Origin of the sequence: Deferrisoma camini S3R1, assembly GCF_000526155.1 — a bacterium.
GTDB classification, from domain to species: Bacteria; Desulfobacterota; Deferrisomatia; order Deferrisomatales; family Deferrisomataceae; genus Deferrisoma; species Deferrisoma camini.
This window is the reverse complement of sequence record NZ_JAFN01000001.1, coordinates 2,220,648-2,240,477: the sequence shown is the minus strand read 5'-3', so window position 1 is coordinate 2,240,477 and position 19,830 is coordinate 2,220,648. Positions and strand designations below refer to the sequence as shown.

The window sequence follows — 19,830 nt, the reverse complement described above, 5'->3', positions numbered from 1 at the left end:
AGGAGGTGCCCCATCGCTGATCAACCCCGCATCAACCGCATGATCCGGGTCCGAGAGGTCCGGACCATCGGCCCCGACGGCACGCAACTGGGAATCCTGCCCATCGAACGGGCCCTGGCCATGGCCGAGGAGATGGACATGGATCTGGTGGAGGTGGCGCCCCAGGCCCGCCCGCCCGTGTGCAAGATCATGGACTACGGGCGGTTCAAGTACCACCAGGCGAAAAAGGCCCAGGAGGCCCGCAAGCGCCAGGTGCAGACCCAGGTCAAGGAGGTCAAGGTCCGGCCCAAGACCGATGAGCACGACTTCCAGGTCAAGCTCAAGAAGGTCCGGGAGTTCCTGGCGGATGGGCACAAGGTCAAGGTCACCGTGATGTTCCGGGGCAGGGAGGTCACCCTGCCGGAGAGGGGCCTGCAGCAGCTTCAGAAGATGCTCGAGAACCTGGGCGACGACGTAAGGGTGGAGCACCCGCCCCGCATGGAGGGGCGGAACATGTTCATGCTGCTCGCCCCCGTGTCTCGCTCCGCAAAGAAGTCCTGAGTCTTTCGGGGAAAGGAAACCGTCATGCCGAAGATGAAGACCCACCGGGCGGCGGCCAAGCGGTTCAAGAAGACCGCCTCCGGCAAGTTCAAGTACCGCAGGGCGTTCCGGAGCCACCTGCTGGGCGGCAAGAAGGCCAAGCGCAAGCGGCAGCTGCGCCGGCCCGACTTCGTCGACGCCAGCCACGCCCGCCACATGCAGAAGCTCTTGCCCTACGCCTGACCCCCCCTGATCCCCGCGGAGCGCACCTGATCCCCGGGCTTGCCATGTGCCTGGGGGATAGGGGGTCCGACCCGGACCGGCCGCGGGGACGGTTTTGTTGAGCAAAGGAGAAAAGCCATGGCACGTTCGCGTCCGTCCGTCGCTTCGCGCAAGCGGCGCAAGAAGGTCCTCAAGCAAGCCCGCGGATTCTACGGCGCCCGGCGCCGCACCCTGCGGGCCGCCACCGAGACCCTGCACCGCGCCTGGGTGTACGCGTACCGGGATCGCAAGAACCGGAAGCGCGAGTTCCGCCGGCTGTGGATCACCCGCATCGGTGCGGCCGCCAAGATGCACGGCACCTCGTACAGCCGCCTGACCCACGCCCTGAAGCAGGCCGGGGTGGAGCTGAACCGGAAGATGCTCGCCGAGATCGCCGTGCGCCACCCCGAGGACTTCGCCCGCATCGTGGACGAGGTCCGCTCGGCCGGCTGAGGCCGGGCCCTGCCTGCGTCTCCAACGATGATCGACCGGCTCCAAGCCATCGGCGCCCAGGCCGTGGAGGAGATCCGCGCCGCGGGCGACACCGCCGCCCTCGAGGCCCTGCGGGTCCGGTACCTGGGCCGGAAGGGCGAGCTGACGGCCTGTCTGAAGGGCATGGGCCGGCTCGACCCGGCGGAGCGGCCCCGGGTGGGCAAGGTGGCCAACGAGGTCAAGGCCGCCATCGAGGCAGCCCTGGCCGAGCGCAGGGAGGCCCTGCGGGCGGCCGAGCTGGAGCGTCGGCTCGCCGGCGAGGCCGTGGACGTGACCCTGCCGGGCCGCCGCGGCCACGGCGGAGGGCTCCATCCCCTCACCCTGGTGGTGCGCGAACTGCTGGACATCTTCGGTCAGATGGGGTTCTCGGTGGCCGAGGGGCCGGAGGTGGAGCTGGAGTACTACAACTTCGAGGCCCTCAACATCCCCCAAGACCACCCGGCCCGCGACATGCAGGACACCTTCTTCGTGGCGCCGGGGGTGGTGCTGCGCACCCATACGAGCCCCGTGCAGATCCGCACCATGGAGGCCCAGAAGCCCCCGGTCAAGATCGTGGCCCCGGGCAAGGTGTACCGGTGCGACTCCGACGTGACCCACTCGCCCATGTTCCACCAGATCGAAGGGCTCCTGGTGGACCGGGACGTCACCTTCGCGGACCTCAAGGGGGTGCTCACCGAGTTCGTCCACCGGTACTACGGCCCCGACACCGGGGTCCGGTTCCGGCCGAGCTTCTTCCCGTTCACCGAGCCCAGCGCCGAGGTGGACATCCAGTGCGTGCTGTGCCGCGGCTCCGGATGCCGGGTGTGCTCGGGAACGGGATGGCTCGAGATCCTGGGCTCGGGCATGGTGGATCCGGCCGTGTACGGGTTCGTGGACTACGACCCCGAGGAGGTCCAGGGGTTCGCCTTCGGCATGGGGGTCGAGCGGATCGCCATGCTCAAGTACGGCATCGACGACATCCGCCTGTTCTTCGAGAACGACCTGCGGTTCCTCCGGCACTTCGGCTAGGGTCCCATGCGCATTCCCATCTCTTGGCTCCGTGAGTACGTGGACGTGGACCTCGAGCCCGAGGCGCTCGCCGAGCGGCTCACCATGGCCGGGCTCGAGGTCTCGGCCGTGGAGCGGCTGGGCGAGGGGGTCGAGGGCGTGGTGGTGGCCCAGATCGTGGAGAAGGGCCCCCACCCCAACGCCGACCGCCTGAGCCTGTGCCGGGTGACCGACGGAGCCGAGACCCGCGAGATCGTGTGCGGGGCCACCAACATGGAGGCCGGGGACAAGGTGGCCCTGGCCCGGGTGGGGGCGCGGCTGCCCGGCGGGTTCAAGATCAAGAAGACCAAGATCCGGGGCCAGGTGAGCCACGGCATGATGTGCTCGGAGCGGGAGCTGGGCCTCGGCGAGGATCACTCGGGCATCCTGATCCTGCCGGCCGACGCCCCGGTGGGAGCCGACCTGCTGGAGTACCTGGGCCTGCCCGAGACCGTGATCGAGGTGGAGATCACCCCCAACCGAGCCGACTGCCTCTCGGTGGTGGGGGTGGCCCGGGAGGTCGCGGCCCTGACCGGGGCGGAGCTACGGATCCCCGAGCCCGAGGTGCCCGAGTCGGGGCCCGACATCGCCGACATCACCTCGGTGGAGATCCAGGCCCCGGACCTGTGCCACCGGTACGCGGCCCGGGTGATCCGGGGCGTGCGGGTGGGCCCCTCGCCCCTGTGGCTGCGTCAGCGGCTGGAGGCCTGCGGGGTGCGGTCCATCAACAACGTGGTGGACGTCACCAACTACGTGCTCCTGGAGCTGGGCCACCCCCTGCACGCCTTCGACATGAACCGGCTGGCCGAGGGACGGATCGTGGTGCAGCGGGCCCGGGCCGGCGAGCGGTTCACCACCCTGGACGGCCAGGAGCGGGAGCTCGACGCCGACAGCCTGGTCATCTGCGACGCCGAGCGGCCGGTGGCCCTGGCCGGCATCATGGGCGGCGAGAACTCCGAGGTGGAGCCCGACACCACCGACGTGCTGCTGGAGAGCGCCTGGTTCCTGCCCGCGAACATCCGGCGGACCTCCCGCCGGCAGGGGCTTCGCACCGAGGCCTCGTACCGGTTCGAGCGGGGCACCGACATCGAGGGCCTGATCCGGGCCCTGGACCGGGCCACCGAGCTGATCGCCCGCCTGGCCGGCGGCACCGTGGCCCGGGGCATCTTCGACGCCTACCCTACCGTGCACGAGCCCAAGCGGATCACCGTGCGCCACGACCGGGTGAGGCGGCTCCTCGGGGTGGAGGTGCCGCCCGAGGAGGTCCGCGGCATCCTGCGCGGCCTCGGCATGGCCGTGGAGGCCGACGACGAGGAGGCCGTGACCGTGCGGGTGCCCACCCACCGGGTGGACCTGGAGCGGGAGGTGGACCTGGTGGAGGAGGTGGCCCGGATCCACGGGTACGACCGGATCCCCACCACCCTGCCCCGGGTGCCCATGCGGCCCGACCCCCTGCCCCCTCGGCGGCGCATCGCCAACGTGGCCCGTGATCTCCTGGCAGGGCAGGGGTTCCACGAGGCCGTGTGCCTGAGCTTCGGCGACCCGGCCGACGACGGTCGGTTGGGGCTCCCCGAGGGGCACCCCCTCGCCCGCCACGTGACCCTGGCGAACCCCCTGGGCCGGGAGACGTCCGTGCTCCGGACCTCCCTCCTTCCCGGGCTCCTGGGCTGCCTCGCCCGGAACCAGCGCCGCCAGGAGCGCGCCGCGCGCCTGTTCGAGGTGGGCCGCAGCTTCCACCCGCAGGAGGGAGAGCCCCTTCCCCAGGAGGTGCTCCGGGCGGCGGCCGTGGCGGCCGGACCCCGGGAGCCGCTGGCCTGGTGGTCGGGGGACGAGCCCGTGGACTTCTTCGACGCCAAGGGTGCGGTCGAGACCCTTCTGGCCGGTCTGGGGGTGCGGGAGGCCGGGTTCGAGCCGGCCACCGATCTGCCCTGGCTCCACCCGGGCCGGGCCGCCCGCGTGACCGCGGGCGACGCGGAACTGGGGTGGGTGGGCGAACTCCACCCGGCCCGCATCGAGGCCTGGGACCTCGACGGACCGGTCGTCGGGTTCGAGCTGGACCTGGACGCCGTGGCCCGGGTCCGGCAGGAGCCGGGGCCGTTCCCCGGGCTGCCCCGGCACCCGGCGACCCAGCGGGACCTGGCGATCCTGGTGCAGGCGAACCGGGTGCAGGCCCGGGAGGTGGTGGAGGCCGTGTGGCAGGCCGGCTCGTCCCTGGTTCGCGACGTGGATGTCTTCGACGTGTACCGGGGCGACCGGATCCCCAAGGGCATGGTGAGCCTGGCCCTGCGGATCACCTACCGCGCGGACGACCGCACCCTCACCGACGAGGAGATCCGGGCCGAGGAGGCGCGCATTCTCGAACACCTGGCCGAGCGGACCGGAGCGAGGCTCCGGGAGGGCTGACCGCCCCTCCCCGCCGGGCCGAAGAGACGGAAAGGGAAGCAAAGACCATGACCAAGTCCGATCTGGTGGAGGCGTTGCACGGCCGCGTCGGCTTCAGCCGCAAGCGCTCGGCCGAGGTGGTGGGGCTCATCCTCGAGCTCATCAAAGAGGCGTTGGAGCGGGGCGAGAAGGTCAAGATCAGCGGGTTCGGCAACTTCGAGGTCCGGGAGAAGGCGGCCCGCCGGGGCCGGAACCCCCAGACCGGCGAGACCATCACCATCACCGAGCGCCGGGTGCTCACCTTCAAGCCGAGCCAGGTGCTCAAAGAGCGCCTGAACCACCGCCGGTAAGCCTCACGCTCGTTGCGTTCGGACGGCCGGGCTGGTATGATTCAGCCCCTTCCGGACAAAGGAGCGGGCGTTGGAGGGCCGGGGGATTCCCCAGAAGCTCTACTACCGTATCGGCGAGGTGGCGGAGATCGCGGGCGTCAAGCCCCACGTACTCCGGTACTGGGAGACGGAGTTCTCCTTCCTCTCCCCCCGAAAGAGCGACGGGAACCAGCGGCTCTACACCCACCAGGACCTGCAAAAGGTCCTGATGATCAAGAAGCTCCTCTACGAAGATCGGTTCACCATCAGCGGGGTGAAACGCAAGTTCCGGGAGGAATGGAAGAAGACGCAGCAAAGGCCCAAGCAGCAGGGCCGCCGCCGGCTCCTCCAAGCCCTGCGGCGCGACGCGGAAGAGCTGCTGCGGCTATTGGGCAAGGACCAAGCATAGACCATCCGTGTCGGGACGTGGCGCAGTCTGGTAGCGCACCTGAATGGGGTTCAGGGGGTCGGAGGTTCGAATCCTCTCGTCCCGACCATCACAAAGCCAAAGGGCCTGCGGGTTGAAACCCGCAGGCCCTTTTTCATCGTGCGCCGGGCATGGCGCGCAGCGCCGTAAGCGACGCTGTCAACTGTGGAGCGAAAGCGACGTGGGAAGTATCGTGAGCTTCTTGGCGGATCCTGGTCCACCGGGTGACATCGGGGGGCATCGAAAAAAATCGTCCCCCAGGTTTCTGGCCGTACTCAGCAATTGGTCAAGATGACCGAGGTCTGGCCGGGACCCCTGTCCGCGCTCCCAAATTTGTGTCAAGGCTTGGCGAGAAAGGTGCGCGATCGGGCTTCCGGGCCGCGAGGCGCGGACCGTGTGGAGGCAGGGAAAGGCGAGGTGCTGCCGCCTTTCAAAGGGCTTCCCCTCAGGGTGCTGAGGGCCGGAGGAGTTCCATGAGCGAGGTAACCCTGTGGAATGAGAGTTCGCCCGCCGCGGTTAAGATTCGATCGGCCCGTTCCTGCGACACTCCCCCCCAGAGTGCCAAGGAACGGAACTTAGCCTCCAGGGCCGCCCGGCTCAGGGGGTTGCCCGCATCCCCCTTGGGGGTGTCCACCCGCCGATTCAGGCGGCGTCCGCGGGTGGAAAGGACCACCCGGGCCGGCGTCTGCTGGGGGAACAATGAGTCCAGCTCCGGGTCCACCGACAGACGGACCCTGTGGGCCAGCTCCAGCACCGGTGGATCCCGGAGGCGTTCGGCAGCTAGGGGAAGCAGGGCCTGGGGTCCGTGCACGGCGGCGAGGGCAAGGCAGAACGGGATGCTGTACTGGGCCCCCTCCAGGGTGGAAGGGGCCGGTTCGTTGGAGAGGCTCACGGCCCGGCCGAAGGTGTCGACCCGGATCTCCTCGATCTCCTCGGGGGAGATCCGGTGCTCCGACAGGAGAGCGGTCAGGGCGTCCAGGGCCGCGTGGATCCACCGACAGCACCCGTAGGGCTTGAAGTACACTCCCTCCACGGCAAAGGGAGCCCCCCCCAATCCGTTCGCGATCCGGTCCGCATCGTAGTAGTCCGGATGGTCCAGGATGTCGAGGGGGCCGGTCCACCCCCTCCGGACCAGGTCCAGGGCGGCCAAGCCGGTGAACACGGCCCAGGGAATGCCCTCTTTGGTGCTGTTGCCCATCAGGCGGCTGTAGCCGGCCGCCGAGAGCCCTGGGGAGAGGACGCCGGCCACGGCGAGCGCGTGGGCGAGGAGGTCCGGGGAGAACCCGTACAGGCGGCCGGCGGCCGCCGCGGCCGCGTAGGCGGCCCAGCGGCCCGTGGAGTAGGTGTCGAGGGTGGCGGGGTTGCGGCCGGCCGCCACCCGGACCCCCACCTCGTACCCCACGACCACGGCCTCGAGCACGCCCCTCCCCGGGGCACCGACGAGCTCTGCGGCCGCCAGGGCGGCCGGGAGAACGGCCGCCCCGGGGTGCCCGCCGGCCGCCCGGTGCCCGTCGTCCAGGTCCAGAGCGCTGGCTGCCGCGCTGTTGGCCACGGCCGCGGCCTCCGGGGTCAGGGCTGCGCCCTCGTACCAGACGGTGCAGGGACCGGGGGCGAAGGCCCGGGTTGAGAACCCGGCCAGGGCCTTGGCGGCCGGAGTGGGCCGCCCGGCCGCGGCCGCGCCCAACGTGTCGATCAGGCACCGGCCCGCCGCCTCGGTGGCCGTGGGAGGCAGGTCTTCCGCCGATGCCCCCACGGCGAACTCGGCCAGCCGTTCAACCGTCCAGGGGGAGTCCATCGGAATGCCCTCGGGCCGCCCGCTCGGCAGCCTCCCACGCCCGGGGCGGCAGGTCTCCGGCGTCGAGCATCCGGCGCACCCCCCGGGCGAACGCCTCGCGCCACGGCCGGGTGTCCACGGTGAGGTACGACGCCCGGTGCCGGGCGATGTTCAGGGGCTCGTTGCGCCGTTCAGCTTCGGTGACGATCTCGGTGAACCGGTCTCCCGCCACCTCGCACGCCTGGCGGATGCCTTCCTGGATGTGGGGGGGCAGGGCCTGGTACTTGGCCTCGCTCACCGCCACCGCCAGGGTGGAGGGGAGATCCCCGAGGCGGGTCACATACGGGGCGTACCGGCACAGGCCCATGGGGTAGAGGTGGGACTTGTGGGTGGGCAGCACGTCGATGCGCCCGTCCCGCAGCGCCCGCTTGACGTCGGCCCAGGGCAGAACCACGGGCTCCGCGCCCATCTCCTCCCACAGCCTGCCCAGCCCGGAGGCTTCGGAGACCCGCACCCGCAGGCCCCGCACGTCCGCAGGGGAGAACAGCGCACGGCGGGACACGAGCACGTACTCCACGCCCCGCTGCCAGTTCCAGCGGGGGTTCAGGATGCGCACGCCCCGGGCGAGGAGCCGTTCGAACACCTCCCGCCGGAACCAGGAACTCGACAGCATGGCCTGCCGGTGGTCCTCGGAGCGGAAAACGTAGGGAATCCCGAACAGGCGGGCGTCCGGAGCGAGGCGGGCGAAGCGGTGGATCTCCTCCACGAACAGGTCCAACGCCCCCTGGCGGAGGTGCTCGACCTGGTCCTCGGCCGGACCGAGCTGGGAGGCCCGCAGCGGGATCAAGGTGATGCGGCCGGCGGTGCGACGCCGGACCTCGTCGGCAAACTCCCTCAGCGCCTCGCTCTCCGGCCCCGCCACGGTGGTGAGCGTGCCCAGGACCCGGGGCATCTCCTCCTCGCTCTGGAACAGGTAGCTGAGGGGCCGGTCCAGGGCCTGGCACAGCCGGGCCAGCACCGCGACCGAGAGGGTGGCCTTGCCGGTCTCGATCTTGGAGAGCTGGCTCTGGGAGATCCCGGCCGCCCGCGCGAGGGCGTATCCGCTGAGCCCCCGCGCCTTGCGGAGCTCCCGGATGCGGACGCCCACGTTCCGTTGGATGAGCGCCTCGGCAGGCGGCTCGTCGGGGGAGGGAGGGGCGGGGGTCACGTCCTTCGCACCACGTGGATGCCCCGCGCCCGGAGTTCCTCGAGCAGCCTGTGCCCGGGCACGTCCCGCACGGGGGAGAGCACGCCGGCCCGGGAGATCTCCCCCGCCATCACCATCTGCGCCGCGATGCTCGCGGTGTAGCCCACGGTTCGGTTCATGGCGAACAAACCCGTGTCCAGGTCGCGGTAGTCGATCAGGTCGTACACCACCTCGTGCTTCCGCCCTTCCCGCTCACCCCAGGCGTGGACCCGCAGCACGGCCACGTCTCGTTCGTCCGGGCGGAACTGAAGGCGCGGGGTGAGGTGCTCCACCAGAAACCGGCGGGGCGACACAAGGGCGCCGTCCACCTCGACGGGGTCCTCGTCGAGAAAGCCGAGGCGCACCAGAGGGTACCAGAAAGCGGAGTGGCCCGGCCACCGAAGGGCATACCGCCCCATGTGTTGCAGCTCCGGCCCCAGGCCGAACGCCTCCGCGTACCGCACGGCGTCTCCGTTGGGAAACGCCTCCATCGCCCCCAGGCCCGGGATCGCCAGGGTGTGGACGTGGTCGGGGCGGAACAGTTCGGTGCCGGGGATCCGGGTCTCCCTCCCGTCCTCGAGCAGGCGGGCCGGCCGGGTGTAGGCCCGGAGCACCCCCTCGAAGGTCCAGGTGATCTTGTACTTGAGGGGGTTGTCGCACGCCGTGGGCTCGGGGAGGCCCCCCCCGTAGGACCGCAGCCCCACCACCCGGTCCAGCTCCCCCAGGGCCAGGGCCGCCAGCACCAGGTCGATGCCGGGATCGAACCCCATCTCGGGCAGCACGGTCACGCCGCGTTCCCGGGCGTCCGCGTCCAGGTCCGCGATGGGGCCGGCGTAGCTGGTGCTCACGAACGCCACGCCCTCGTCCACCGCGGCCCGGGCCACGGCCAGACCCAGGGACGGGGGCAGCATGCACACCACTACCCTTGCCCCGGACCGCCGGATCGCATCCCGGAGGCCGGAGGGGTCGGATGCGTCCACCGCCACGGCCCGGGTCTTCCGAAGCCCCCCTTTCCGGATGTGGTTCTCCACGGGTCCGGCTTCCAGGTCCGCGGCCACGATCTCGTCCACCAGAGGAGACCGCTCCAGGTCATGGAGCACGGCCTTCCCTTGCAAACCGATGCCGAGCACGAGCGCCTTCATCGAGGTCCCTTTCCGTTGTTGAACTCAGCTCACGATGTTACGCAGCCGGGGGTCCAGGGCGTCCCGGAGGCCGTCGCCCAGGAGGTTGATCGCCAGAATGGTCACCATGATGGCCAGACCCGGGAAGGTGACGAGCCACCACGCCTCGGTGATGTACACCCGTCCCTCGGCCAGCATCCGGCCCCAGGTGGGCATGGGGGGCGGCACGCCCATGCCCAGGAAGGACAGGCCGCTCTCCCAGATGATCACGCTGGCGACCCGCAGCGTCCCCAGCACCACCACGGGGGACACCACGTTGGGCAGCACGTGGCGCCACAGGATCACCCGGCCGGGGGTGCCCACGGCGCGGGAGGCCTCCACGAACTCCTTCTCCCGGATCGACAGCACGCTGCCCCGCACGGTGCGGGCGTAGGTGGTCCAGTCCGACAGCCCTAGCACCAGGATCAGGTTGGTCATGGAGCTGCCGAGCACGGCGATCACCGAGATGGTGAGCAGCATGAACGGGTATGCCATGAACACGTCGGCCGTGCGCATGATCACGGAGTCCACCCGTCCTCCGTAGAAGCCGGACACGAGCCCCAGCACGATGCCCGCCAGCTCGGCCACCAGCACCGAGGTGAACCCCACCATCAGGGACACCCGGCTGCCGTACAGGATGCGGGCCAGCACGTCCCTGCCCAGGTTGTCGGTGCCCAGGGGATGGGCCAGGGACCCACCCTCCTGCCAGAACGGGGGCTGGAGCCGCGCCAGGAGGTCCTGGGCGAGCGGGTCCTTGGGGTAGAACAGCGGGAACAGGAGGCTCGTGCCCACGATGAGGGCGAGCAACGCCCCCCCCACTAGGGCCTGGCGGTGGCGCTGGAGTTCCGTCAGCGTATCCCCAAGCCGGCGCAGGGCCGGGGCCGCGGCGGTCACGGCCGGTCCTCCTGGTAGCTGATCCGGGGATCCAGGTACACGTAGAGCAGGTCCACGAGCAGGTTCACCAGCACGAAGATCACGGCGAGCACCAGCACCGAGGCCTGAACCAGGGGGTAGTCGCGGTTGAAGATGGACTGCACCACCAGGCGGCCCACGCCGGGCCAGGCGAACACGGTCTCGATGATCACCGTGCCCCCGATGAGGAACCCGAACTGCATGCCGGCCACGGTGACCAGCGGGATGAGGGCGTTCTTGAGCGCGTGCTTGCCGATGACCACCCGCTCCCGCAGCCCCTTGGCCCGGGCCGTCCGCACGTAGTCGAGCCCCAGGATCTCGAGCATCACCGACCGGGTCAGCCGGGCGAACATGGCCATGAGCCCCATCCCCAGCGAGACGGCCGGCATCACGAGCTGCGCCCAGGTGCCCCGCCCCGAGGTGGGCAGCCAGCCGAGCTTCACGGAAAACAGGAGGATCATCATGATGCCGAGCCAGAAGTGGGGCATGGACAGCCCGAACAGGGCGGCCACCATGCTCCCCAGGTCCAACAGGGACCCCCGTTTCACGGCCGACAGGATCCCGAGCGGCACCGCCACCGCCAGGGCGATGCCCATGGCGGCCACGGCCAGTTCCAGGCTGGCGGGGAGGCGTTCCAGGATCAGGCCCAGCGCCGGGGTGTGGTAGTACAGGGACTCCCCCAGGTCGCCCTGGATGGCGTTGCCCAGGAAGCGGGCGTACTGGACCGGGAGCGGGTCGTTCAGCCCCAGGCGCTCGCGCATCTCCTCGATCTCCTGCATGGTGGCGTCCTGGGGCAGCAGGAGCATCACGGGGTCGCCGGACAGCCGGATGAAGAAGAAGCTGATCACCGAGATGCCCAGCAGCACGAACACGGTGTGCCATAGGCGTTTTAGAATGTAGCGTCCCACGGCCGGTCCTGTTCTCGATCAAAGGGGGAAAGGGGGGCGAGGCCGGCGCCCCGCCCCCGGGGTTTCTACTTCTTGGGCTTGGCCCAGCGCATGTTCAGGAAGCCGTCGCGCCGGCCCTGGTAGTCCACGTCGTTGGCCACCGCGAACACCTCGGGGACCACGTACAGGTAGACCCAGGGGGCGTCCTCGTACAGAAGCCGGTCGATCTGGTGATACACCTTGGCCCGCTCCTGGCGGTCGAGGATGGTGCGCCCCTTGTCGAGCAGTTCGTCCACCTTGGGGTTCTTGTAGTAGTAGTCGCGGCTCTTGGAGTGGAACAGGGCGTACATGTACCGGTCGGGTTCGGGGGCGTCGTCCCACCAGTAGATGTACATCTGGTGCTTGCGCTGCTTGTACCGCTGCCACATCACGGACCGTTCGAACGGCTCCAGCTTCACCCGCACCCCCACCTTGGCCAGGTCGGCGGCGATGGCCTCGGCCTGCTCCTGGATCTGGGACATGTAGGTGGGGTACGCCAACCGGGCCTCGAACCCGTCGGGATAGCCGGCCTCGGCCAGGAGCTTCTTCGCCTTTTCAGGATCGTAGGGGTAGGGCTTCAGGGTGGGGTCCGCGCCAAAGGTGCGGGGGCTGATGGGGCCGGCGCACAGGATGGCCTTACCGTCGAACAGGGCCTTGTTGATGAGCTCGCGGTTGATGGCGTAGTTCATGGCCTGGCGCACCCGCACGTCGTCGAACGGGGGCTTGTACGTGTTGAGCCCCAGGTACGGCATCACCCCCATCTGGTTCGTGAGGTAGGCCTTGCCCGACTCGAGGATCCGCTTGCGCTGATGGACCGGGATGCCGCTCACCACGTCGGCCTCGCCCGTGAGCACCGCAGCGATGCGCGCCGCCTCCTCGGGCACCCCCCGGAAGACCACCCGCTTGTAAGCGGGCTTGGGGCCGTAGTACCCCTCGAACCGCTCCAGCACCACCTCCTGACCCCGGACCCACTTGGCCAGCTTGTACGGGCCGGCGCCCACGGGCTTCATGTTGTACTGGGTGTCCCCCACCTCCTGGACGTACTTGGGGGGCACGATCGGCAGGTAGTACCCCAGGATGTACAGGCCCGGCGCGTAGGGCTTCTCCGTGGAGATGGTGAAGGTGTAGTCGTCGATCACCTCCAGCTTGGTGAACGCGGAGAGCTTGCCCCGGTGGGGGGACTTGAAGTCGGGGTTCATGATCCGGTCGAAGGAGAACTTCACGGCCTGGGCGGTCACCGGTTCGCCGTTGTGGAACTTGGCGTCCTTGCGCAGGTAGATCTTCCAGGTGAGGTCGTCCACCTTTTCCCACCGCTCGGCCAGGGCCGGTTTGACCGAGGCGTCCTCCTGGGGGTGGAACAGGGTCTCGTGGATGTTGTAGCACACGCTCATCGTGGTCTGGATGGAGCTCTGCATGAGGTCCAGGCCCACGGGCTCGGCCTCCTGGACCACCACGAGGGTGTCGGTGTCCCGGGCGTGGCCCGGGAGCGCGCCGAGCACCAGGCAGACGGCCGCGAACAACGGAACGAAGCAGCGGTGTCTCATGGCTCTTCCTCCTTTCCCTGGGTGGAGACGAGGGGCCGACGGCCCGCTTTCCGTCGGCCGGTTCCCGAGGCGTACAGGTGGCATCCCACCACGTGGCCCGGTCGGATCTCGGTGCAGGGAGGCATCTCCCGGCCGCACACGTCCATGCGCTCGGGGCACCGGGGATGGAACCGGCAGCCCGTGGGCGGGTTCAGGGGCGACGGCACGTCCCCCCGGAGCACGGCGGGCCTGGAACCTCTCCGGCCCGGATCGGGGTGGGGCACGGCCTCGAGCAGGGCCCGGGTGTAGGGGTGGAGCGGGTCCTCGAACAGGGCCCTCGTGGGACCCTCCTCCACGATCCGGCCCAGGTACATCACGGCCACCCGGTGGCTCATGTGGCGCACCACCCCCAGGTCGTGGGAGACGAACAGGTAGGCCACGCCCATCTCCGCCTGGAGGCGCTTGAGCAGGTTCAGCACCTGGGCCTGCACCGACACGTCCAGGGCCGAGACCGGCTCGTCCGCCACCACCAAACGGGGCTGCAGCACCAGGGCCCGGGCGATGGCGATCCGCTGGCGCTGGCCGCCGGAGAACTCGTGGGGGAACCGGTCCATGTGCTCGGGAAGGAGCCCCACCGTGCGCAGGGCCTCGGCAACCCGGTCCCGCTGTTCGCTCCGGCGGCCCCAGTGGTGGGTGCGCAGGGGCTCCTCCACGATCTGGCCCACGGTGAGCCGGGGGTTCAGGGACCCGAACGGGTCCTGGAACACGATCTGCATCTCCCGCCGAAGCGGCCGGAGTTCCTGGGGGGAGAGGGCGAGCACGTCCCGGCCGTCGAACCGGATGGTGCCGGAGGTGGGCTCGATCAGCCGGAGGATGGCGCGGCCGGCCGTGGACTTGCCGCAGCCGGACTCGCCCACCAGGCCGAGGACCTCCCCCTCGTTCAGGGTGAGGGAGATGCCGTCCACCGCGTGCACCCGTGCGGTTCGACGGCCGAAAAAACCCGTACGCACCGGGAAGTGCTTGACCAGGTCCCGGACCTCCAGGAGGGGGGCCATCAGGCGCTTCCCCCCTGGGCCACCCAGCAGGCGACCCGGTGGCCGGCATGGAGCTCCTCCAGCACGGGCCGCTCGCGCCGGCACCCCTCCTGGCGGTCGGGGCACCGCGGGTGGAACGGACACCCGTCGGGCAGGTTCACCGGGCTCGGAACGGTGCCCGGGATCTCGAACAGCTCGCTCTTCTCCTGTGACACCGACGGGATGGCGCGCAAGAGCCCCCGGGTGTAGGGGTGCAGGGGGCGCTCGAACAGCTCCCGGGTCTCGGCCTCCTCGACCACCCGGCCCAGGTACATCACGGCCACCCGGTCGGCCATCTCGGCCACCACCCCCATGTCGTGGGTGATGAGCACGATGGCCGTGCCCAGCTGCTCCCGCAGCTCCTTCATCAGGTCCAGGATCTGGGCCTGGATCGTCACGTCCAGGGCCGTGGTGGGTTCGTCCGCGAGCAGCAGGTCGGGCCGGCACGCCAGGGCCATGGCGATCATCACCCGCTGGCGCATGCCGCCGGACATCTCGTGGGGGTAAGACCGGTACCGGCGCTGGGGGGAAGGGATGCCCACCAGACCCAGCATCTCCACGGCCCGCTGGCGCGCCTCGGCCCGGGAGAGCCGCTGGTGCGTCCGGAACACCTCGGAGAGCTGGTTCCCCACGGTGAACACGGGGTTCAGGGCGGTCATGGGCTCTTGGAAGATCATGCTGATCCGGTTGCCCCGGATCCTTCGGATCTCCTCGTCGGAGAGCCGAAGAAGATCGGTGCCCCGGAATCGGATCTGGCCTCCGGCGAAGAACGCCGGGGGCCGGGGCAGGAGCCGCAGCACGGACAGGGCCATGACGCTCTTGCCGCACCCCGACTCGCCGACCACCCCCAGCACCTCCCCCTCGCGCACCGTCAGGTCGACGCCGTCCACCGCACGGGCGGTTCCCTGGGGGGTCTTGAAGTATGTCTGGAGGCCGCGGATCTCGAGGAGGGCCATGGACCTTCCTGGGGCCGGAGACGGTGGATCGGGCGGATGTTTCCGTATGGGAAAGATTGATCCTTGTGCGGCGGATCCTATCTGCTTCAGAAATTCCTGTCAAGCATCAAAAGATGTTTTGGTGTGTGGGAGGAAGGCTGGGCATCGTGGGCGGGCCCGTCCGGCCCGCCCATGTCGTGGCGTCAGGAACCGCGTTCATCCGCGGGGTTGCCGGCGGCCTCCACGGCCTCCCGCAGGCGGTCCACCAGGAACGAGATCTCGTCTTCGTCGATCACGAACGGCGGGCAGATCAGCACGTGGTCACCCCGGAGGCCGTCCGTGCAGCCGGTGCCGGGGTAGGTGAGAAGCCCGCGCTTCCGGGCCTCCTCCCCCACCCTCCAGGCGAAGCCGGCTTGGGCCGGAAACGGCTCCCGGGTATCCCGGTCGGCCACGAACTCGATCCCGGCCAGGAGACCGATGCCCCGCACGTCGCCCACCACGGGCAGGTCCGAGAGGGTACGGAGCCGCTCGAGGAGCACCGTGCCCATCCGGGCGGCCCGGTCGATCAGACGGTGCTCCTCCAGGTACCGGAGCACCCGGTCCCCCACCGCCATGGCGACCGGGTGCTGGTTGTAGGTGAACCCGTGGACGAAGGCCCCTGATCCGTCCCGGATGGCATCGTGGATCTTCGCGTGGGCGAGCACCGCGCCCACCGGCGCGTACCCGCTCGCGAGCCCCTTGGCCAGGGTCACGAGGTCCGCCGAGACGCCCCAGTGCTCCAGCGCCAGCCCCCTGCCGGTGCGGCCGGCTCCGGTGAGCACCTCGTCCGCGATCAGGAGGATGCCGTGTGCGTCGCAGATCTCCCGGATGCGGGGCCAGTAGCCCGGCGGGGGTACGGCCGCGCCCAGGGTGGCGCCCACGACCGGCTCGGCCAGGAACGCGGCCACGGTCTCCGGGCCCTCGAACCGCACCGCACGGTCCAGGGCCTCGGCGCACACCAGGCCGCACCGGTCGGGCTGCAGCCCGTAGGGGCACCGGTAGCAGTAGCACGGCTCGATGTGGGGGGTGTGGGGGATGAGGGGGTCATAGGGCCGCCGCCGGCCCGCATGGCCTCCGTAGGCCAGCGCGCCCACGGTGTTGCCGTGGTACGAGCCCCAGCGGGAGATCACCTTGTGCCGCCTGGGCTCGCCCACCTCCTGCCAGTACTGGCGGGCGAGCTTCACCGCCGTCTCCACCGCCTCGGTGCCGGTGGACACGAGATACACCTTGTCCAGATGGGGGTCGGAGGCGAGGCCGGCCACCCGCGCCGCGAACCGCTCGCACGCCTCGGTCAGGAACGTGGCGCCGTGCACGAAGCTCACGGCCCGGCGCTGGGCCAGGGCGGCCTCCTCCACCTCCCGCACGCCGTGGCCGATGCCCACCACGCAGGCCGAGGAGCACCCGTCGAGGTAGCGCCGGCCCTCGGTGTCCCAGATCCACACGCCCTCGGCCCGGGCCGCCACGGGGTAGGGGCGCCCGGGCTTCCGGAGGAACACGAAAGACATGGGACGATCACCCCAGCCCGAGTTCCCGGAGCTTCTCTGGGGTGGGGTTCCCCTCGGCGTCCCAACCCCGGAACCGGTAGTACTCCTCGAGCATCTCGGACAGGTGCACCACCATGCCCTTGGCCGGCCCGTCGGGCATGGGCTCCCGGAGCATCCGGGGCGGCAGGGTGTCGTCCTTCCCCCCCGACCCGGCCCGGATCATGAACAGGCGTTCGGCGTTGAAGATCCGCTCCCCGGCCCGCTCCAGCTCCTCCAGGGTGTACCCGGCGCCGGTGGCCGCGTTCAGGAGCTCGAGGATGCCGGTGGGGCGCACGTGCCGGTCGGGGGTGACCAGGTTTCGGATCGTGAAGAACACGCACAGGCCGGCGGCGTCGATCAGGGCGAAGGTGTTCTGCCACTCGGCCACCAGCTCGCCCTTGCCCTTCCACTCCAGGGGGTCGATCAGGGTGGGCACGCCCAGGATCTCGATGTACGCCGGGTCCCCCCGCATGTGGGACGCACCGATGGGCGAGGTGGCGTAGGCGAGGCCCATGCCCTGCTCGCCCCGGGGATCGTAGCCGGGGAACTCCTGCCCCCGGGCCGTCACCGCCAACTCGGGGTGGCCGAACCGGGTGGCCAGCCGCAGGCTCCCCTCGGCCAGGAGATCGCCGAACCCTTCCCGGTGGGCGGTCATCCGGGTCAGCTCCACCAGCGCCCGGGCGTTGCCGAAGCGCAGCTCCATGCCCACCGCGGCCTCGGTCAGGATGCCCTTCTCGAACATCTCCATGGCGCAGGCGATCGTGGCGCCCATGCTGATGGTGTCGAGGCCGAGCTCGTTGCACAGGTAGTTGGCCTTGGTCACGGCGGCCAGGTCGGCCACCCCGCAGTCGCTCCCCAGGGAGTAGACGGTCTCGTACTCCGGGCCCTCCCCCTCGCCCTCGTACCCGGGCTCGTCCACCCGGGTGACCCGGCCGCAGGCGATCGGGCACGAGAAGCAGGCCTTGGGTTTCACCAGGAACCGCTGGGTCAGGGTCTCCCCGTGGAGGGCCTCCCACTGCTCGAACTGGCCCGTCTGGAAGTTCCGGGTGGGGAACACGCCCACGTTCTGGGTGCCCATCACGGTGACCGCGGTGCCGTAGCTGCGCAGGGGCGGGGGCTCGTCTCGGTAGGTCTCGTGGAACCGGTCCAGGTAGCGCTTCACCGCGGACCGGAAGGCCTCCTCGTCGTGGAGGCGGACCGGGGTAGTCCCCCGGACCGCCACGGCCTTGAGGTTCTTGGCCCCCATCACCGCCCCCACGCCCGACCGGCCGGCGGCCCGGTCCTTGTCGTTCATGATCGACGCGAACCGCACCCGGTTCTCGCCGGCGGGGCCGATGCAGGCCACCCGGGTTCCCGGGCCGTGGGCCGCGACCAGGGCGTCGGTGGTCTCGTGGGTCGTCTTTCCCCACAGGTCGCGGGCCGGCCGCAGCTCGGCCCGGCCGTCCGACAGCCACAGGTACACCGGCTCGTCCGAGCAGCCCTCGAACACGATCGCGTCCACCCCGGTCCGCCGAAGCTCGGCAGGGAAGAACCCCCCCGAGTTGGCGCAGGTGAGCACGCCGGTCAACGGGGACTTGGTGGTGACGATGTACCGGGCCCCGGTGGGCGCCCGGGTGCCGGTGAGGGGGCCGGTGGAGAAGATCAGCTTGTTCTCCGGGCCCAGGGGGTCGCAGGCGGGGTCCACCTCGTCCAGCAGGTAGCGGATGCCCAGACCCCGGGCGCCCACGTAGTCCTTGAGCACCGCGGGCGGGATCTCCTCCCACGAGGTCGTCCTCCGGCTCAGGTTCACCCGAAGCAGTTTTCCGTGCCATCCGTACATGGGGACCCTCCTCTCAAAGCCCTAGGTACGCCCGCCGGATCTCCGGGTCGTCCGCGAGATCCGCGGAGCGGCCTTCCCTCGCCACCCGGCCGCTCTCCAGCACGTAGGCCCGCTGGGAGTGGCGCAGGGCCATCTCGACGTTCTGCTCCACCAGCATCACCGTGATCCCCTCGCCCAGGGAGTCGAGCGCCGCAAAGATCTCCTGGGTCACCAGGGGCGCGAGCCCCAGGCTCAGCTCGTCCACGATGAGGAACTCGGGCCGGCTCATCAGGGCCCGGCCGATCGCCAGCATCTGCTGCTGGCCGCCCGACAGGGAGCCGGCGCTCTGGCTGCGGCGCTCCGCCAACACCGGGAACAGGGAGAACACCCGGTCCATGGACTCGCGGAGCGCGGCCCTCGCCCGGAGCGGGTAGGCGCCCATCTCCAGGTTCTCGTACACGGTCATGTCCCGGTACACCCGCCGGCCCTCCGGCACGATGGCGATGCCCATCCGGGCCACCTGGTACGGCCGTTTCCCCACCAGGCTCTGGCCCCGGAACCGGATGTCTCCCCGGCTGGGCCGCACGGCGCCCAGGATCGCCGCGATCAGCGTGCTCTTGCCGGCGCCGTTGCTGCCGAGCACGGCCACCCGCTCGCCGGGTCCCACCCGCAGCGACACGTCCCACAGGACCTGGCTCTCCCCCCGGAACACGTCCACGCCCGCCACTTCCAGCATCGGCATCCCTTCAGCTGTGCCCGAGGTAGGCCTGGATCACCCTGGGGTCGTGGGCCACCTCCTCGGGGGTGCCCTCCATGAGCTTCCGGCCCTGGTCCAGCACGATGATCCGGTCGGCGGCCCGCATGATGGCCCCCATGATGTGCTCGATCCAGAACACGGTGACCCCCACCTCCTCCCGGAGCCGCAGGATCAGGTCCACGGCCTGGCCGATCTCGGCCGTGTTCAAGCCCCCCAGCACCTCGTCCAGGAGCAGAACCCGGGGGTTCGAGGCGAGGGCCCGGGCCATCTCGAGCTTCTTCTTCTCGATCAGGTTGAGCTGGCCCGCCCGGGTCGCCGCCCGGCCCCCGAGGCCCACGGTCTCCAGGAGGGCGGCGGCCTCGTCCTCCCACCCCCCGGCCGGGGGGTGCCGGCGGTTCACCACGGCCACGCCCACGTTCTCGAGGCAGGTCATGTCCGCGAACGGTCGGGTGATCTGGAAGGTGCGGGCGACGCCGGACCGGCAGATCCGGTTGGGCCTCCAACCCGTGATGTCAGTGCCGTCGAGGAGCACCTTGCCGGCCGTGGGCCTCAGGGCCCCGGCGACCACGTTGAACAGGGTGGTTTTGCCCGCGCCGTTGGGGCCGATGAGCCCCGTGATCTGGCCCGCCTCCAGGGCGAAGTCCACGCCGTCGAGCGCGGTGACCCCGCCGAACGATTTGCCGAGCCCCCTACCGACCAGGATCGGCATC

The 19,830-nt window shown here is 70.4% G+C and carries 19 protein-coding genes and 1 tRNA gene; 8 read left to right on the top strand and 12 right to left on the bottom strand.

Annotated features, from left to right (window positions below; genetic code table 11):
* Nucleotides 1-12 precede the first annotated feature (12 nt).
* The 8 genes from infC (at nucleotide 13) to DEFCA_RS0109795 (ending at nucleotide 5,545) form a co-directional block, all read left to right on the top strand.
* Entirely contained in the window at nucleotides 13-540 is a 528-nt protein-coding gene (gene infC, locus DEFCA_RS0109830; RefSeq protein WP_029733871.1) for a translation initiation factor IF-3, read from the top strand.
* A 24-nt stretch (nucleotides 541-564) separates the two neighbouring features.
* The gene (gene rpmI, locus DEFCA_RS0109825) at nucleotides 565-762 is read left to right on the top strand and encodes a 50S ribosomal protein L35 (RefSeq protein ID WP_025322849.1); all 198 of its coding nucleotides are present in this window, start codon (nucleotides 565-567) and stop codon (nucleotides 760-762) included.
* 117 nt (nucleotides 763-879) lie between these two features.
* Complete coding sequence (gene rplT, locus DEFCA_RS0109820) at nucleotides 880-1,233, top strand: 50S ribosomal protein L20 (protein WP_025322848.1); 354 nt, start codon at nucleotides 880-882, stop codon at nucleotides 1,231-1,233.
* Nucleotides 1,234-1,260: 27 nt separating this feature from the next.
* Nucleotides 1,261-2,280 (top strand): phenylalanine--tRNA ligase subunit alpha, encoded by a 1,020-nt coding sequence (pheS, locus tag DEFCA_RS0109815; RefSeq protein WP_025322847.1) that lies wholly within the window; start codon nucleotides 1,261-1,263, stop codon nucleotides 2,278-2,280.
* 6 nt (nucleotides 2,281-2,286) lie between these two features.
* A complete protein-coding gene (gene pheT, locus DEFCA_RS0109810) occupies nucleotides 2,287-4,701 on the top strand; it encodes a phenylalanine--tRNA ligase subunit beta (RefSeq protein ID WP_025322846.1) in 2,415 nt (804 codons plus the stop codon).
* A 47-nt stretch (nucleotides 4,702-4,748) separates the two neighbouring features.
* Nucleotides 4,749-5,030 carry an integration host factor subunit alpha gene (locus tag DEFCA_RS0109805; protein WP_025322845.1) on the top strand — a complete coding sequence of 94 codons (282 nt, stop codon included), beginning with the start codon at nucleotides 4,749-4,751 and terminating at the stop codon, nucleotides 5,028-5,030.
* A 70-nt stretch (nucleotides 5,031-5,100) separates the two neighbouring features.
* On the top strand, nucleotides 5,101-5,457 hold the full coding sequence (locus DEFCA_RS0109800) for a MerR family transcriptional regulator (RefSeq protein ID WP_025322844.1): 357 nt from the start codon (nucleotides 5,101-5,103) through the stop codon (nucleotides 5,455-5,457).
* An 11-nt stretch (nucleotides 5,458-5,468) separates the two neighbouring features.
* Nucleotides 5,469-5,545 (top strand) — tRNA-Pro (locus DEFCA_RS0109795).
* Nucleotides 5,546-5,920: 375 nt separating this feature from the next.
* On the opposite strand, the gene DEFCA_RS0109790 is transcribed toward DEFCA_RS0109795, so the two are convergent.
* The 12 genes from DEFCA_RS0109790 to DEFCA_RS0109735 all read right to left on the bottom strand — a co-directional run bounded on the left by DEFCA_RS0109790 (nucleotide 5,921) and on the right by DEFCA_RS0109735 (nucleotide 19,829).
* Nucleotides 5,921-7,270 carry an MmgE/PrpD family protein gene (locus DEFCA_RS0109790; protein ID WP_025322843.1) on the bottom strand — a complete coding sequence of 450 codons (1,350 nt, stop codon included), beginning with the start codon at nucleotides 7,268-7,270 and terminating at the stop codon, nucleotides 5,921-5,923.
* Nucleotides 7,248-8,456 (bottom strand): TRAP transporter substrate-binding protein DctP, encoded by a 1,209-nt coding sequence (gene dctP / locus DEFCA_RS0109785; protein ID WP_025322842.1) that lies wholly within the window; start codon nucleotides 8,454-8,456, stop codon nucleotides 7,248-7,250. Before dctP ends, DEFCA_RS0109790 begins: the two co-directional genes overlap by 23 nt.
* Nucleotides 8,453-9,616 (bottom strand): saccharopine dehydrogenase family protein, encoded by a 1,164-nt coding sequence (locus DEFCA_RS0109780; protein ID WP_025322841.1) that lies wholly within the window; start codon nucleotides 9,614-9,616, stop codon nucleotides 8,453-8,455. Before DEFCA_RS0109780 ends, dctP begins: the two co-directional genes overlap by 4 nt.
* Before the next feature lie 24 nt (nucleotides 9,617-9,640).
* Complete coding sequence (locus DEFCA_RS0109775) at nucleotides 9,641-10,528, bottom strand: ABC transporter permease (RefSeq protein ID WP_025322840.1); 888 nt, start codon at nucleotides 10,526-10,528, stop codon at nucleotides 9,641-9,643.
* The gene (gene nikB / locus DEFCA_RS0109770; protein ID WP_025322839.1) at nucleotides 10,525-11,454 is read right to left on the bottom strand and encodes a nickel ABC transporter permease; all 930 of its coding nucleotides are present in this window, start codon (nucleotides 11,452-11,454) and stop codon (nucleotides 10,525-10,527) included. The genes DEFCA_RS0109775 and nikB overlap by 4 nt, the downstream gene beginning before the upstream one ends.
* Before the next feature lie 65 nt (nucleotides 11,455-11,519).
* Entirely contained in the window at nucleotides 11,520-13,016 is a 1,497-nt protein-coding gene (locus DEFCA_RS20625) for an ABC transporter substrate-binding protein (protein ID WP_025322838.1), read from the bottom strand.
* Nucleotides 13,013-14,050, bottom strand: coding sequence for an ABC transporter ATP-binding protein (locus tag DEFCA_RS0109760; protein ID WP_025322837.1), 1,038 nt, complete (start codon nucleotides 14,048-14,050; stop codon nucleotides 13,013-13,015). The genes DEFCA_RS20625 and DEFCA_RS0109760 overlap by 4 nt, the downstream gene beginning before the upstream one ends.
* Nucleotides 14,050-15,024 carry an ABC transporter ATP-binding protein gene (locus DEFCA_RS0109755; RefSeq protein ID WP_025322836.1) on the bottom strand — a complete coding sequence of 325 codons (975 nt, stop codon included), beginning with the start codon at nucleotides 15,022-15,024 and terminating at the stop codon, nucleotides 14,050-14,052. The genes DEFCA_RS0109760 and DEFCA_RS0109755 overlap by 1 nt, the downstream gene beginning before the upstream one ends.
* 182 nt (nucleotides 15,025-15,206) lie before the next feature.
* On the bottom strand, nucleotides 15,207-16,547 hold the full coding sequence (locus tag DEFCA_RS0109750) for an aspartate aminotransferase family protein (RefSeq protein WP_025322835.1): 1,341 nt from the start codon (nucleotides 16,545-16,547) through the stop codon (nucleotides 15,207-15,209).
* Nucleotides 16,548-16,554: 7 nt separating this feature from the next.
* Nucleotides 16,555-18,384: an aldehyde ferredoxin oxidoreductase family protein gene (locus DEFCA_RS0109745; RefSeq protein ID WP_025322834.1), complete on the bottom strand. Its 1,830-nt coding sequence runs from the start codon at nucleotides 18,382-18,384 to the stop codon at nucleotides 16,555-16,557.
* A 13-nt stretch (nucleotides 18,385-18,397) separates the two neighbouring features.
* Nucleotides 18,398-19,099 carry an ABC transporter ATP-binding protein gene (locus tag DEFCA_RS0109740; RefSeq protein ID WP_025322833.1) on the bottom strand — a complete coding sequence of 234 codons (702 nt, stop codon included), beginning with the start codon at nucleotides 19,097-19,099 and terminating at the stop codon, nucleotides 18,398-18,400.
* 10 nt (nucleotides 19,100-19,109) lie between these two features.
* Complete coding sequence (locus tag DEFCA_RS0109735; protein ID WP_029733868.1) at nucleotides 19,110-19,829, bottom strand: ABC transporter ATP-binding protein; 720 nt, start codon at nucleotides 19,827-19,829, stop codon at nucleotides 19,110-19,112.
* Between the last annotated feature and the right edge of the window lies 1 nt (nucleotide 19,830).

Coding starts and splice junctions, on each gene's coding strand:
- rpmI (WP_025322849.1), top strand. CDS start 565: ATGCCGAAGATGAAGACCCACCGGGCGGCGGCCAAGCGGTTCAAGAAG.
- rplT (WP_025322848.1), top strand. CDS start 880: ATGGCACGTTCGCGTCCGTCCGTCGCTTCGCGCAAGCGGCGCAAGAAG.
- pheS (WP_025322847.1), top strand. CDS start 1,261: ATGATCGACCGGCTCCAAGCCATCGGCGCCCAGGCCGTGGAGGAGATC.
- pheT (WP_025322846.1), top strand. CDS start 2,287: ATGCGCATTCCCATCTCTTGGCTCCGTGAGTACGTGGACGTGGACCTC.
- DEFCA_RS0109805 (WP_025322845.1), top strand. CDS start 4,749: ATGACCAAGTCCGATCTGGTGGAGGCGTTGCACGGCCGCGTCGGCTTC.
- DEFCA_RS0109790 (WP_025322843.1), bottom strand. CDS start 7,270: ATGGACTCCCCCTGGACGGTTGAACGGCTGGCCGAGTTCGCCGTGGGG.
- DEFCA_RS0109780 (WP_025322841.1), bottom strand. CDS start 9,616: ATGAAGGCGCTCGTGCTCGGCATCGGTTTGCAAGGGAAGGCCGTGCTC.
- DEFCA_RS20625 (WP_025322838.1), bottom strand. CDS start 13,016: ATGAGACACCGCTGCTTCGTTCCGTTGTTCGCGGCCGTCTGCCTGGTG.
- DEFCA_RS0109760 (WP_025322837.1), bottom strand. CDS start 14,050: ATGGCCCCCCTCCTGGAGGTCCGGGACCTGGTCAAGCACTTCCCGGTG.
- DEFCA_RS0109755 (WP_025322836.1), bottom strand. CDS start 15,024: ATGGCCCTCCTCGAGATCCGCGGCCTCCAGACATACTTCAAGACCCCC.
- DEFCA_RS0109750 (WP_025322835.1), bottom strand. CDS start 16,547: ATGTCTTTCGTGTTCCTCCGGAAGCCCGGGCGCCCCTACCCCGTGGCG.
- DEFCA_RS0109745 (WP_025322834.1), bottom strand. CDS start 18,384: ATGTACGGATGGCACGGAAAACTGCTTCGGGTGAACCTGAGCCGGAGG.
- DEFCA_RS0109740 (WP_025322833.1), bottom strand. CDS start 19,099: ATGCTGGAAGTGGCGGGCGTGGACGTGTTCCGGGGGGAGAGCCAGGTC.
- DEFCA_RS0109735 (WP_029733868.1), bottom strand. CDS start 19,829: ATGCCGATCCTGGTCGGTAGGGGGCTCGGCAAATCGTTCGGCGGGGTC.